At 75.0% G+C, this 13,172-nt stretch carries 14 protein-coding genes, 1 tRNA gene and 1 pseudogene; 6 read left to right on the plus strand and 10 right to left on the minus strand.

Annotated features, from left to right (window positions below):
• Window positions 1-10 precede the first annotated feature (10 nt).
• On the plus strand, window positions 11-1,246 hold the full coding sequence (locus ACFYZS_RS13275; RefSeq protein WP_389010635.1) for a M6 family metalloprotease domain-containing protein: 1,236 nt from the start codon (window positions 11-13) through the stop codon (window positions 1,244-1,246).
• Window positions 1,247-1,305: 59 nt separating this feature from the next.
• Here the strand turns inward: ACFYZS_RS13275 and ACFYZS_RS13280 are convergent.
• From ACFYZS_RS13280 to ACFYZS_RS13315, 8 genes and pseudogenes are all read right to left on the minus strand, one after another.
• A tRNA-Lys gene (locus ACFYZS_RS13280) sits at window positions 1,306-1,379 on the minus strand.
• A pseudogene (locus ACFYZS_RS13285) lies at window positions 1,370-1,949 on the minus strand (hypothetical protein). Before ACFYZS_RS13285 ends, ACFYZS_RS13280 begins: the two are co-directional and overlap by 10 nt.
• A 142-nt stretch (window positions 1,950-2,091) precedes the next feature.
• A complete protein-coding gene (locus ACFYZS_RS13290) occupies window positions 2,092-2,442 on the minus strand; it encodes a hypothetical protein (protein WP_389010638.1) in 351 nt (116 codons plus the stop codon).
• Between the two features lie 149 nt (window positions 2,443-2,591).
• Window positions 2,592-2,975 (minus strand): hypothetical protein, encoded by a 384-nt coding sequence (locus ACFYZS_RS13295; RefSeq protein WP_389010641.1) that lies wholly within the window; start codon window positions 2,973-2,975, stop codon window positions 2,592-2,594.
• 218 nt (window positions 2,976-3,193) lie between these two features.
• On the minus strand, window positions 3,194-4,540 hold the full coding sequence (locus ACFYZS_RS13300) for an AAA domain-containing protein (RefSeq protein ID WP_389010644.1): 1,347 nt from the start codon (window positions 4,538-4,540) through the stop codon (window positions 3,194-3,196).
• Window positions 4,537-6,102, minus strand: coding sequence for a hypothetical protein (locus tag ACFYZS_RS13305; RefSeq protein ID WP_389010647.1), 1,566 nt, complete (start codon window positions 6,100-6,102; stop codon window positions 4,537-4,539). Before ACFYZS_RS13305 ends, ACFYZS_RS13300 begins: the two co-directional genes overlap by 4 nt.
• Window positions 6,090-7,235 (minus strand): hypothetical protein, encoded by a 1,146-nt coding sequence (locus tag ACFYZS_RS13310; RefSeq protein ID WP_389010649.1) that lies wholly within the window; start codon window positions 7,233-7,235, stop codon window positions 6,090-6,092. The genes ACFYZS_RS13305 and ACFYZS_RS13310 overlap by 13 nt, the downstream gene beginning before the upstream one ends.
• On the minus strand, window positions 7,174-8,031 hold the full coding sequence (locus ACFYZS_RS13315; RefSeq protein WP_389010652.1) for a phosphatase PAP2 family protein: 858 nt from the start codon (window positions 8,029-8,031) through the stop codon (window positions 7,174-7,176). Before ACFYZS_RS13315 ends, ACFYZS_RS13310 begins: the two co-directional genes overlap by 62 nt.
• Before the next feature lie 117 nt (window positions 8,032-8,148).
• On the opposite strand from ACFYZS_RS13315, the gene ACFYZS_RS13320 reads away from it, so the two are divergent.
• Together ACFYZS_RS13320 and ACFYZS_RS13325 are read left to right on the plus strand one after the other, a co-directional pair.
• Window positions 8,149-8,745: a histidine phosphatase family protein gene (locus tag ACFYZS_RS13320; protein ID WP_030866362.1), complete on the plus strand. Its 597-nt coding sequence runs from the start codon at window positions 8,149-8,151 to the stop codon at window positions 8,743-8,745.
• A 72-nt stretch (window positions 8,746-8,817) separates the two neighbouring features.
• On the plus strand, window positions 8,818-9,159 hold the full coding sequence (locus ACFYZS_RS13325; RefSeq protein ID WP_389010655.1) for a VOC family protein: 342 nt from the start codon (window positions 8,818-8,820) through the stop codon (window positions 9,157-9,159).
• Window positions 9,160-9,256: 97 nt separating this feature from the next.
• Here the strand turns inward: ACFYZS_RS13325 and ACFYZS_RS13330 are convergent, their stop codons facing one another.
• The gene (locus ACFYZS_RS13330; RefSeq protein WP_389010658.1) at window positions 9,257-10,552 is read right to left on the minus strand and encodes a tetratricopeptide repeat protein; all 1,296 of its coding nucleotides are present in this window, start codon (window positions 10,550-10,552) and stop codon (window positions 9,257-9,259) included.
• A 275-nt stretch (window positions 10,553-10,827) separates the two neighbouring features.
• Here ACFYZS_RS13330 and ACFYZS_RS13335 point away from each other — a divergent pair, with 275 nt between their 5' ends.
• The 3 genes from ACFYZS_RS13335 to ACFYZS_RS13345 all read left to right on the plus strand — a co-directional run bounded on the left by ACFYZS_RS13335 (window position 10,828) and on the right by ACFYZS_RS13345 (window position 12,584).
• A complete protein-coding gene (locus ACFYZS_RS13335) occupies window positions 10,828-11,331 on the plus strand; it encodes a hypothetical protein (RefSeq protein ID WP_389010661.1) in 504 nt (167 codons plus the stop codon).
• Between the two features lie 17 nt (window positions 11,332-11,348).
• Entirely contained in the window at window positions 11,349-12,245 is an 897-nt protein-coding gene (locus ACFYZS_RS13340) for a spermidine synthase (protein ID WP_389010664.1), read from the plus strand.
• Window positions 12,246-12,377: 132 nt separating this feature from the next.
• Window positions 12,378-12,584, plus strand: a complete 207-nt coding sequence (locus tag ACFYZS_RS13345) for a cold-shock protein (protein WP_389010667.1) — start codon at window positions 12,378-12,380, stop codon at window positions 12,582-12,584.
• Window positions 12,585-12,623: 39 nt separating this feature from the next.
• Here the strand turns inward: ACFYZS_RS13345 and ACFYZS_RS13350 are convergent, their stop codons facing one another.
• Window positions 12,624-13,166, minus strand: coding sequence for a hypothetical protein (locus ACFYZS_RS13350; protein ID WP_389010670.1), 543 nt, complete (start codon window positions 13,164-13,166; stop codon window positions 12,624-12,626).
• Between the last annotated feature and the right edge of the window lie 6 nt (window positions 13,167-13,172).

A 13,172-nucleotide genomic window follows, 5' to 3' on the forward strand; every position in this document is an offset into this window, starting at 1 on the left:
GGAGGTCGATGTGCCGCGACAGGAGACACCCGGGGGAGTGGAACGCTCCCGCATGAGAAGCACGGCGGCCGCGCTCACCTCCCTGACGGCGCTCGCCGCCATGTCGCTCGTCGCGGGTCCCGCGGTCGCCGATCCGGGGGCCGGGCCGTGCGCCCTGACCCGCACCTCGGCGCACCACTCCCTCGGCCTCGACACCTGGAACCGCGCCTACCCCAGGCCGGAGCGCACCCTCCACGCGGTCATGGTCTTCCTCTCCTTCCCCGACCACCGGACCACCCTCACGACGGAGCAGCTGGCCGGCGACTACTTCCCCGCGACCAGCGACTTCTTCGAGCGGGCCTCGTACGGGAGGTTCCGTCTGGAGCCGCACCCGCAGGGGCAGTGGATCCGGATGCCCAAGCCGTCGACGGCGTACGGGATACAGCGCGACTGGGCGGCCCAGGACCGGGCGGCGTACCTGCGGGACGCGGTCGCGGCCGCCGACCGGGAGGTGGACTTCTCGCAGTACGACGTCGTGTACTTCGTCGCCGACCCCGACGCGCCCGGAGTGGACTCGGACGCCACCAAGGTCGTCAACTTCGACCGGCCGATCCGGGCGGACGGGACGGACCTGCGGCGGATCGTGACCGTCTTCGAGCGGCACCCCCCGGACCGCAACGTACTGGCGCACGAGACCGGGCACGTCTTCGACCTGCCCGACCTCTACCACCGGCCGAGCGACGGCAAGGGCGACTGGGACACGTACGTCGGCGACTGGGACGTCATGGGCAGCCAGTTCGGGATGGCGCCGGACCTGTTCGCCTGGCACAAGTGGAAGCTCGGCTGGCTGGACTCCTCGCAGGTGGACTGCGTGCAGTCCGGGTCCTCGCTGCACACGCTGCTGCCGCTGGCCCAGGCGCCGGCGCCGGGCGCCACGGGCGGGACCCGGCTCGCGGTGATCCGTACGGGCCCCGGCAGCGCGATCGCGGTCGAGGCGCGGGGCTCCGCCGGCAACGACGGGGACACCTGTACGGAGGGGGTCCTGGTCTACCGGGTGCGCAACGAGGCGGCGTCGGGCGGCGGGCCGATCGAGGTGCTGGACGGGCATCCGGGCTCGGAGGCCTGCTGGGACCGCTCGGTGTACCCGCCGCTGGCGGACGCGCCGCTGGAGGTGGGGGAGGCGTTCACGGTGCCGGGGGAGCGGATCAGGATCGAGGTGGCGGACCGGACCCCGTCGGGTGCGTACACGGTCAAGATCACGACGTAGTGCCGCGTCGCGGGAACACGAAGAAGGCCCCCACTCGCGTGGGGGCCTTCTTCCGTCTGTGCGCCGCCAGGGACTCGAACCCCGGACCCGCTGATTAAGAGTCAGCTGCTCTAACCAACTGAGCTAGCGGCGCTTGCTGACGAGGAAGACATTAGCAGGGAGATGGCCGGAAGGAAAAATCGATATCCGCAGCTCGGGCGGCGCGGAGGTACGCCCACAGGAGTGCCTCGGGTCCGGGGAGCCACGGGGAGCGGGTGTCGGGGGCGACGACCCAGCGGGACGGGCCCGGCGTGGCGTCGAGCGGGGGCACGGTGACGGCGTCGCCGCGGCCGTGGCACAGCGGCGCCGGCACGCAGCTGCCCCACTCCTCCCAGGCGAGCAGCGCGGGGAGGCGGTGCGCGGTGCCGGTGGCGGTGAACAGCAGCATCCGCCCGCGGTGCACGGCGACGGGCCCGGAGCCGGGACCCTCGGCCCAGAGCAGGTCGAGCATGCGGCGGCCGAGGACGAGGGGGACGTTGACGACGTCGAAGGCGGTCCCGCAGGGCAGCACGGCGGGGGCGGTGGCCCGGGCCTCCCAGCGCGCGAGGGTGCTGTGCGGATGTGCCGACGCGGAGGCGAGCCAGGCGGCGCCCTGGGGGGTGACGTGGGTGGCGGTGCGTGCGTGCGGGGCGGGGCAGGCGGGTGCCGGGGTCAGCGTCGTCATGCGGACCGGTCTACCGGGCGTAGCGATCCGGTATCCGGGAGTTACGGAAAACCGGGACAGGACGGCGGATGGTGGGCTATGTTGCGCCCCGCATATGCCAGGTGCGACGCCCGAGGTGATGTCCGCCGCACCCGGCGCCGGGTCACGGGGTGTCCGGGCCCGCTTCGCGCTGGAGGGACTCGCCGAACTCGATCATCTTGCGCGCGTAGTCCTCGGTCCAGTCCGCCTGCGCGGCGATCTCGGCCGGCGGCAGCCGGTCGAACCGGCGCGGATCGGCGAGCTGCGCGGCGGCCAGCGCCTGGAACTCCACCGCCCGCTCCTGCGCCGCCCGGAAGGCGAGCGTCAGCTCGGTGGCGCGGGCCAGCAGCTCCCGCGGGTCCTCGATGGACTCGAGGTCGAAGAAGTGCTCCGGGTCCGTGGCGGCTTCCGAGGGCTCGAAGAGCAGCGGCGCGGGCCGCAGCTTCCGCTCGGTCGTCCGCTCGGGCTCTGCCATGCGTGTCCTCCTGCTGCGCGTTCGGGATCCTTCCGGGCCACCCTCCATTGTCCAACGCCGCGCAAGAGCGCCGCTCCCCGGTCGTGGCGGGCTCTTCGGCGGCCCGTCGCCGTCGTTCGCGGTCCTGGGCGGCCCTGCGCGCAGGCCGGTCAGCGCGTGAAGCCGGCGACCCGGGAGTGGACCGTGACGGTGGCGCCGCCGAGGAGGGCGGCCTTGGCGCGCAGGCGGTCCCGGAGGGAAGGCCCGACGCTTCCGTACACGTCGATGGAGCGCATGCGGATCAGGGGCACGAAGGCGCGGAACTTCGGGCCGCCCAGCTCCATGTGGAGCTCCAGCGACGCCGCGTCGGGGTGGACCGCCACCAGGGTCATGGTGGCGGTCGGCTCGTCGACGTAGAAGTGGTAGGCGAGCAGCTGCGGTTCGACCACGTTGACGAAGGCCGCCAGATCGCGCATCGCGGCCTTCGCGTCGTCGAGCCGATCGGGCAGGACGTCGGAGCGGTCGACGTAGTAGATCTCGTCCAGGAAGGCCATGGCCTGACGCTAGCCGGGGCCGGGCGGCCGCCCCCGGGCGGCGCGCGGGTACGCGCGGAGCCCCCGCTCCCGGACGGCTAGGGCCGCCAGGCCACTCGGTGTTCGGCGAGGTGGGCCAGGACCGGGTGGTTGGCCTCCCAGCCGTCCGGGCTGTGTTCATCGGCCGCCTCCGGCGGCGTGCCGGACTCCGTCCGGCGGTCGTGTCGCCGCTGCGGGCCTCAGGGCCGCCAGGCCACTCGGTGTTCGGCGAGGTGGGCCAGGACCGAGTGGTTGGCCTCCCAGCCGTCCGGGAACTTCACGGTCACGCCCAACTGGACCGGCTCCGTGGAGGGGTGGTCGTCCAGCAGCTCCGCTATCCCCGCCCGGGCCACCACCACGCAGGCGTGCCGGTGCCGCGAGGCCAGGACGCACAGGCGGCCCGTCTCCAGGTGGAACGCCGTCGCGTCGGGGCGCCCCGACAGCGGGTGCAGGATCACCGTGAGGTCGTACTCCCGCCCCTGGAGCCGGTTCGCGGTGTCCACCGTGACCCCGGCGACGCCCAGCTCCGCCAGGGCGGCCCGGACCGCCGCCGCCTGGTCCCGGTGCGCCGTGCCGACCGCGATCCGGTCGGCGGTCAGCGGGGCCGGGGCCTCGGACTGCTCGTCCGCCGTCACCGCGCCCCGGTCCAGCGCCCGCCGGACCACCAGGGCCACCGCCCGTACGGCTTCCGGGTCGGTCCGCGGCGTGTGCCGCGCGGGCAGCTCCAGCAGGCCCCAGCCCGACTCGGCCGCCTCGTCCAGCACCCGGTCCGGGCCCGAGCCGTCGCCGGCCACCCCGTACGACAGCCGCCGCTCGCCCGGGCCCGTACCGCTGCGGAACTGCGTGTACGGGTAGAAGGCCCGCGAGACCAGCGGCGCGGCCGACGCCGGGAGCCGCCAGGACACCGGCAGCCGGTGCTGCGGCAGCTGCGGGTTGTGGGCGAGCAGGGTGCTGACGGCGCTCGCCGAAGGGTCGTACGACAGTCCGGCCCACTGCTCGGCGCCGACCACGCTGAACGGGTCCAGCTGCCCCGGATCGCCCACGAACAGCGCCCGGTCGAACAGCCCGGCCACGGCCAGCAGCGCGTCCGAGCGCATCTGGTACGCCTCGTCGACGATGGCGTGCTCCCAGGGCTCGGCGTCCTTCACGTACGCCCACTTCGCCGCCGTCGAGATGGTGATCGGCAGCTCCGCCAGGTCCTTCGGCTTCGCCGAGAGGGTGACCGAGGGCAGCTCGCGCAGCGCCGGATCGTAGGCGTCGCCCTCGCTGCTGTGCAGCCGGCCGACCTTCAGCTCCGGGTCCTTGTCGGCGAGCCGCAGCACCAGGTCGTCGACCTGTGCGTTGGTCTGCGCGACCACCATCAGCCGGCGCCCGGCGGCGGCCAGCTCCCGGGCGGCCCGCACCACCAGCGTGGACTTGCCGGCCCCGGGCGGGGAGTCGACGACCACGCCGCGCTCGCTCCCGTGCAGGGTGTCGCGCAGGATGGCCGCGGTCGCCTCGGCGGCCGCGGCCCCCGGGTCGAATCGCTGCTCGGATGCGGTGCTCACAGGATGTCCTCGTCCGTCACGGCGTCGGGCAGGGGAGCGGCGGTCGCCGATCCCGGCGGGCCGCCGTGCGTCCACGGGGTGTTCTCCGGGTCCGGCAGCTTCGGGCCGCCGCGCGCGTCGTGCTCGAACAGCGTCCAGCAGACCCGGTCGCCCTTCTCCGGCACCGAGCCCGGCTCCGGCTCCCTGCCCCGGCCCATCTTGTCCAGCAGCCGCAGCACGAGCCGCCCGTCCTCCTCGAAGCGGACGAACTGCGCCGCCTGCGGGCGGCCCTCCAGCGAGCGGAACACCTTGCCGCCGCCGCCCTCCGCGAGCTGCGGACGGTCCTCGGTGGCCACCGTCACCAGCGGGCGCGGACTCGGCCGCTTCGACTCCGTCCACTCCATCACGACCTCGGTGACCTCGCCCGCGAAGGCCTCGCCCGACAGCCGCCGGCCCGCCATCACCAGGGGGTCGTCCAGCGCCTCCTGCGCGTCGAGCCGCACCTGCTCGGTCTCCCGCGTCGCCAGCTTCTGCGCGGCCGTCACCGCGTCGTCGCGGCGCGGCTGAGGGGGCTCGCCCGCCCGGACCCGGTCCCGGTGGCCGGTGTACGACCAGCGGTCGCGGGTCCAGCGCTCCTCGGCCCGCTCCCCGGCCGGCAGCGCCCGCAGCAGCTCCAGCGACTGCCACACGGCCCGCCAGGTGGGCCGCATCTGCTCCGCGACGAGCTCCCGGACGGCCGCCTCGGCGCGGGCGAGCGCCTTCGGGTCGTCCCCGGCGCGCGCCGCGTCGTAGCGGGCCATCGCCGGGGCCAGCAGCTTGTTGTCGAAGGCCGGATCGGTGGCCGGTCCGGCAGGCGGCACCAGCAGCTGCCCGTCCCGGTCGCGGCCCAGTTCGGCCCGCAGGGCCGCCTCCGCGCCCGATTCCCCCTCCGGCGGTGCTATCCACGACAGCAGCGCGCCCAGGTGCTGGTCCTCCAGATTGCTCTGGCCGGTGGCCCAGTGCCGCCCCAGCAGGTCCGTCGCCGACAGCAGCATCGAGGCCCCCGGGACCCGCGAGCGCTCGCCGAGGTGCGTGAACCAGCGGCCCAGCAGCGGCACCCGGGTGGGCGCCGGATACGGATTCTCCGGATCCTCCTCGGCCGTCCGCCGGAACCGCATCGACCGCCCCAGCAGCCGTACGTACTCGACGGCGGCCCGGCTCGGCACGATCAGCTGCGGCGCGTCCAGGCAGAGCTCGGCGGCGACCTTGCTCTTCGCGCCGGTGTCCGGGTCGGTCTCGGTCCGCTCCACGTACTCGACGTCGTCCGCGTACCCGTCCAGGTACGGCAGCACCACATCGGCCAGGTCCGCCAGGAAGGCCCAGCGCAGGTCCCGGTCGCGCGGCTGCGGCACCACCAGCAGCCGCGGCTCCGCGGGATCCGTGCCGACCAGCGCGCCGAGCGGGGCCCCGGCCTCGCCCGCCGTGGTCAGGGGTACGAGGACCAGCGGGCGCCCGCTCAGATGCCGGTGCCGTACGGTCGCCAGCGGCCGGGCCCGGCCCGCCCGGACGGCCTCCAGGCGCGCGAGGGTGTTCAGCAGGGACATGCGGCCGCCTCCAGGGCCTCGGCGCGGAGCCGGGCCGCGTGGTGCAGCGAGGCCGCCGTCGGGTCGTCGGGGCCGCCGGAGCCGGCGGCCGCCGCGAGGGCCTCCTCGACGGTGGTGAGCGCGCCGAGCTCCCCCCGTACGGAACGGCCCAGCGCCGTCACCGCATCGGCCGCGCGGGCCCGCTCCCGGCAGTGGAAGGCCAGCTCGCAGGCGGCCAGGCACTCGGGGGCGTAGGCGGCGGAGACGGCCGCCACCGCCTCGGTCAGCTCCTCGGCGGGCCGCGCCGGATCGAAGCTGAGCCCCTCGGGCAGGGCCGCGGCCAGCTCCTCCACCCGGGTCAGCCGCTGCAGCTGGCGCCGGGTCACGGCCCGCTCGCGGCGGATGTCGACGGGTGCGGCGGCGGGCAGGTTGGAGAAGTCCTTCGGGCAGACGAGCAGCACGGTGTGCCCGACCACGGCGGAGGCCAGCTTCTCGGCGGTCTTCTCCAGGGCCAGGACGTACACGGCGGCCTGCCGGGCGGCGGCGCCCACCTTCGCGGCGTCGGCGGCCCCGTCGATCATCGGGAACGACTTGATCTCCACGACGGTCCAGCGGCCGTCGGGATGCACCACGACGGCGTCCGGCTCCAGATAGGCGGGGGAGCCCGCCACCTCCAGGGCCAGCATCGGGTGGTCCAGCAGGGTCCACGCCCCGGAGGCGGCCCCGGCGGCGGTCGCCTCGCGCAGCGCGAGCGCGGTGCGGGCGGCGCGGCCCTCGGGTCCGGCGGCCGTCAGGTCGGGGATGCGTGCGCCCGGGCCGGGGGGCTCGGCTCCGGCGCCGAGGTGCTCGTACACGAGGCGCAGGAGCTCCGCTCCGCCGTCGCCCTTGACCCTCGCCTCGAAGGAGTTCCCGCGGACGATCGCGAACTGCGACTGGCCGAAGGCGGCGGGCGAGCCGAGGGCCGCGGCCAGGGCGGTCTTGTCCACGCCCGCGCCGTCGAGCAGGGCTCGTCTGCCGCATCCGGGGTTGGCTGCGAGCGCCGCCAGCGCGCGGGCGTCGAGCGGGCGGGGCGGCACGGCGGGGCCGCGCAGGTCAGCGAGCCGCTGCCGCAGTGTCGTCTTCTGGGGCGGGCCGCTGGGCGGGTAGGAGCTCACGGGCGGAAGTGTCCCATCCGCCACTGACAATCGGGGCGGTACCGCGGAAACCGGCTGCTCGCCCTGTTCGCCGGGCCGCTCGCGCGGACAGCCGGCGGGCGATCGCGTACCCGGCGGCCATCACGGCGGCTCCGGCGGCCGCGTCCAGGAAGTAGTGGTTGGCGGTGCCCATGACCACGAGCACGGTGACGGCCGGATAGGCGATGCCCAGGGCCCGCGGCAGCGGGTGGCGCCCGTGCCGCCAGAGCAGGACCCCGCACCACAGGGCCCAGCCCACGTGCAGGCTCGGCATGGCCGCGTACTGGTTGGTCAGGCCCCCCAGCCCGCGCGGCGCACTGGCCTCGGCGCCCCACCAGCCGTACGCGCTGTACTGGGCCATCGTGTCGGTGAACCCGTGCGCGGCGTCGAGCAGGCGCGGCGGGCAGGTGGGCATCAGGGTGAAGCCGACGAGTCCGAGGAGGGTGGAGGCGACGAGCCAGGTGCGGGCGGAGCGGTAGTGCTGCGGCCTGCGCAGGTACAGCCAGACCAGCACGGCCGGGGTGACGAGGTAGTGCAGGGAGGCGTAGACGAAGTCGGCGGGTATCCCGAGCAGCCCGTGCTGCGAGAACAGCCGGTTGAGCGGCCGTTCGAAGTCGAGGCCCAGCAGCTCCTCGGTCCGCAGGAGGGAGAGGCCGTGGCCGACGGCGAGGTGCACGTCGCCCCGGGCGAGGAGTCTGCCACCGGTGTACGCGCCGTAGACGAGCCCCAGGAGCAGCAGTTCGGCCCACCACCGGGTGGGCTTCTGCCGATCAGTCATATGCGGTAGGACGCTTGTGCGACGTGGTGGGTTGCCTGGTGTTCATGTGATGGATGATGGATGGACGACGCAATCGCCCATAGTCGTACGAATCACTACAGACCGGGAGAGTTCCCTATGGCCCCCCGCATCCTCCTGGCCCGGCACGGCCAGACGGCGTGGTCCCAGCTCGGCAAGCACACCGGACGCACGGACGTGCCCATGCTGGAGGAGGGCCGGCGCGGCGCGAAGCTGCTCGGCGAGCGGCTGGCCCGCGCCCCCTGGAACGGGCTGCCGGGCGTGGAGGTCCGCACCAGCCCGCTGGTCCGCGCGAGCGAGAGCTGCGACCTGGCGGGCTTCGGCGCCCAGGCGGATCCGTGGGACGCGCTGATGGAGTGGGACTACGGCGACTACGAGGGCATGACCCCGGCCGAGATCCAGGCGGTCCGGCCGGGCTGGCTGATCTGGCGCGACGGGGTGCCGGGCGGCGAGTCCGTGGCCGACGTCGCGGCCCGCGCCGACGAGGTCGTCGCCTGGGCCCGCTCGGCCGAGCGCGACGTGCTGGTCTTCGCCCACGGGCACATCCTGCGCACCCTGGCCGCCCGCTGGCTCGGCCTGGAGGCCTCCTTCGGCGCCCGCATCCGCCTGGAGCCCACGTCCCTCTCGGTCCTGGGCTGGGCGTACGGGGCCCCCGCCCTGGAACGCTGGAACGACACGGGCCACCTGGACCTGTAGGCCGAGCCGTGGCCCGAAGTCCCTTGCGGGGGTGGCTGGTTGGGTGATCGGCGCGGCTGCGAGGATGGGGCCATGACGATCGATTCCGTGGTGATCCGGCGGCGCGTGGCCGACCTCGACGCGGTCCAGGCGTTCTACGAGAAGCTGACCGGGGAGCCGGCGAACCGGTTCGCGTTCGCCGGTCTGCAACTGGCGGCCGTCGGCCCCTTCCTCCTGTTCACCGGGCCGGACGAGGTCGCGGAGCGGTTCGCGGGGGTGGCCGCGACCCTGGGCGTGGCCGATCTGGACGCCGCCGTCGCGCAGGCCCACGCGGCCGGCGCGGAGCTCGTCGCCGCGCCCGCCGACACGCCGAACGGGCGGCGGGCCGTGCTCCGGCACCCGGACGGCGCGGTCTACGAGTACGTCGGCAGCTGAGCGCGGCGGCGGGCCGGGCCCGCGGCCGGGCGGCGCGAGCGGTCAGCCGGCGCGAGCGGTCAGGCCGTCGTGACCGGCCCGGCCGCCGCGGGACCGGTCAGGCCGTCGCGTGGCGGGTCAGGAAGGCGGCCACGCGGGGGCTGCGCTGGTGCGGGACCAGGGCGCGGGCCGTGCCCGAGAGCATGGACCGGATGCGGGTGGACTGGACCTCGGTGAGCAGGTCCAGGACCCGTCCGCCCGCCCAGGCCGCCTCGTCCGGGGCGCCCGCGCGGGCCAGGTCGTCGGCCAGCTCCGCCGTGTAGAGGGCCACGTTCCGGGCGAAGTGCGGATCCTGGAGGTCCGCCGCACGGCGGGCGTGCCGGGCCGCGCGGGCGTGCTCCCCGAGCGCCGCCCAGCACCGGGACTCCAGGGACTCCAGTTCGGCCTCGCCGAAGAAGGACATCCACTCCGGGTCGGCCGCCGCCGTGCCGCGGGAGAACTCCGTGTGCGCCCGGGTCAGCGCCTCCTCGCAGGCCTTGCGGTCGGCCAGCCCGGCCCAGCCGCCCGCCTCGCGCAGGGCGAGCAGCGACAGCAGCCGCGGGGAACCGAGGGAGCGGGCGGCGCGGCGGCCCGCCTGGGCCGCCCGTACGGACTCCCGCGGCCGGCCGCAGTCCCGGGCCAGGAAGGCCATGTTGCTGAAGGCGTGCGCCTCCAGGCCCGCGTCCCCCGCGACCCGGGCCGTGGCGAGGGCCTCCGCGTAGTGCGAGCGGGCGTCGTCGAAGCGGCCGGAGTCGTGCGCCAGCCAGCCCACCGAGATGGCCAGTTCGCCGGCTCCCGCGTGCAGCCGGTCCTCGGTGGACTGCCGCGTGGCCCCGGCGTCCAGCAGCGCGTAGGCGGTACGCAGGGGTTCGGCGGCCTTGCGGTACAGGGCGTCGGCCCCGTGCCGGTCGTCCAGCAGCCGGATCTGGCGTACGGCCTCCTCGACCGCGGCGGCCTCGGACTCGCCGGCCCGCGAGGGCGGTCGGCGGGTGTCGCCGAGCAGGCTGAAGCCGATCGTCGCGGCCGCCACGGTCGCGGAGCCGCCCGCCATGAACGCGCGACGCAGCACGTCGCTCTCCTTGTGGGTGAAAGGTGCGGAGCGCTGCGCGGACCGGCCGCGGACCGCCTCGCGCGGGGAGAAACCCAGGTCGGCCAGGGTTCGGCCGGGGAACATGTGCAGGAAGACCCGCTCGTACGCGTAGTTCGGGCAGCGGATCTCGCCGGACTCGACCCGCCCGATGTAGCGGGCGTCGCAGGAAACCGTTTCTCCGATCTCCTTCGCGGCCCGGCGCACCATGGCCGCGAACTCGGCCGGGGAGTTGCGGCCGCGCAGTCGCCGGAACGTCTGATTGGGTGAGTGGGGGAACGCCGCCATGGACGTGGCCTCTCTGGCAAGGGACGCACCGCCGGTTCCGCGGGATGGGGCAGGTCCCGGCGCGCATGAACGTACCGCCAGAGGCGGACGGCTGACGCGGTGTTTGGCTACAAAAGGGATATCTCACCCGCGATCCGCCATGAACTGCCATCCTTTGCAGCGTCTTGCCACCGCACCCGTTGACGTTTTCGCGCGTTGAGCCCGTGCGGGGTGTGAGGTGACTCCCGCCCCGCTCGTACGCGGATCGAGGAGGGGTTCCCTTGGTGGAGGGCGGCATGGAGAACACTGGAATGAACACCGCGCCCGTGTCTTCGGGCGCGACCCCCGTCCCGGCCGCGACCGCCGTGGCGGTGGCCCCGGTCGCCCCGGCGGCCCCGGTCGTCGCGATCGCCCCGGTGGCTCCGGCCCTCGCGGTCGCCCCGGCCGACGCGCCCGACCTGGTGACCGTGCCCACCCGGCAGGGCCTGGAGGCCGTGGACATCATCCGCCGCGCCGCCAGCCTGCCCGGCGGGGTCGGCCCGGTGCTGCACGACGGCTCCGGGGACACCCTCGGCTTCCTCGTCCCGCCCGGCACCGCCGATGCCTGGGACATGCCGGGCAGCGCCTGCACCCAGACCAACGGACGCGGCATGCGCTTCGGGGACGTCTCGCCCACCGCCGGCGACACAGGCTGGCTGCTCCCCCCGGAGGCCGTCGGGCCGGTCACCGACCCGGAGGTGCTGCGCGCCGCGCTCGGCGAGGCCGCCCGCCTGATCGAGGCGGCGGACAACTGTCGCTGACCGGCGACAATGGGGTGGTGGCAGGCAAGGGCAGAGGCAGCGGCGGCGGCAGGCAGCGCGGGCGCGGAAGCGGGAGCGCGGGCTCCGAGGCGGTCGTCGGGCAGGTGGACGGCGGCACGGCGGAGCTGGCTCCCGACCGCGAGCGCGCCCGGGCCTGGACGCTGCTGATCGACGGAGCCCCGCAGTCGCATGTGGACCTCGGCGATCCCGGGTACCTCGACTTCGCGTACCAGCGCCGGATCGGCCACCTCATCGACCTCGTCGCACCCGCCCGGCAGCCCCTGAACGTGGTGCACCTGGGCGGCGGCGCCTTCACCCTCGCGCGCTACACGGCCGCCGCCCGGCCCCGCTCCACCCAGCAGGTCGTGGAGATCGACGCCGCGCTGGTGGCCTTCGTGCGCGAACACCTGCCGCTGGACCCGCAGGCGCGGGTCCGGGTCCGGGCGGTGGACGCGCGGGCGGGCCTGGCCAAGGTCCCGGACGGCTGGGCCGACCTGGTGATCGCGGACGTGTTCAGCGGCGCGCGGACCCCGGCGCACCTGACGAGCGCCGAGTTCCTGGACGACGTACGGCGGGCCCTCGCGCCCGGCGGGTGGTACGTGGCCAACCTCGCGGACGGTCCGCCGCTCGCGCACCTGAAGGGCCAGATCGCGACGGCCGCCTCGCGCTTCGGGTACCTGGCGCTGGCCGCCGATCCGGTGGTGTGGCGGGGGAAACGGTTCGGCAACGCGGTGCTGGCGGCGGCCGACCGGGAGCTGCCGGTCGCCGAGTTCACCCGCCGGGTCGCGAGCGATCCGCATCCCGGCCGGGTCGAGCACGGCCGGGCCCTCGCCGATTTCGCGGGCGGCGCGGCCCCGGTCGCGGACGCCTCGGCGGTGGCCTCGCCGGAGCCCCCGCCGTCGGTCTTCCGCTGACGGCCGCGGCCCGGCGCGACACGCCCTCGTACGGATGACCTTGCGATCCGATCACCCCGCGGGCGGGTATGTCTGCGAGTCGAGCGCCCCGCCGGGGCGAGCGGGCATCCGCAAGGCAAGGGAGACACGGACATGGCTCAGGGCACCGTCAAGTGGTTCAACGCGGAGAAGGGTTTCGGGTTCATCGCGCCCGAGGACGGCAGCGCGGACGTGTTCGCGCACTACAGCGAGATCCGGTCGACCGGCTTCAGGGAGCTCCAGGAGAACCAGAAGGTCGAGTACGACCTCGGCCAGGGAACCAAGGGCCCGCAGGCGACGAACATCAGCATCATCCGCTGACGACCCGGGCCGTCACGGCCCGGGCCGTGAGGACACGGCCTAACCCTCGTACGTCTCCACCAGGGGCGGGTGGCCGTTCCAGGTGCAGAAGACCGACATTTCCCGGCCCGCCTTCGTGAAGGTGACCCGGATCCAGTACGGCTGCTTCCACACCTGCATCTGCCAGCCGGCGTCCGGCGTCGCCGAGACCAGCTCGGCCGAGGACGTCCCGAGGTCGAAGACCACCCGGCCACCCGTGACGGGGTAGGCCTTCACCTTGCCCGGATCCCCGCCGTCGCCCTGCTCCCCTTCCGGGCGCGGGCTCGGCGGGGCCGCCTTCTGCGGGGGCTTCGCGGGCGAGGCGCCGGCGGAGGGCGGGGCCGAGGGGGAGGCGGACGGGGAGGGGGACTCCGAGGCCGGTCCGGGTGGCGGCGTCGCCGCGTCGTGCGTCGAGGAGGACAGCGGCCGCGTGGTGAGCGGCACCGCGAGCGGCGGATCGTAGGCCGTTCCGGACATGACCGTGTGCACGCCCCACCAGGACAGCGTCACCGCCGCCCCGGTCGCCAGCGTCCAGGCGAGTGCGTGAACAAGTCCTCGGTGCATCAGGGC

It is taken from the genome of Streptomyces sp. NPDC001903, from assembly GCF_042891345.1.
GTDB lineage: Bacteria > Actinomycetota > Actinomycetes > Streptomycetales > Streptomycetaceae > Streptomyces.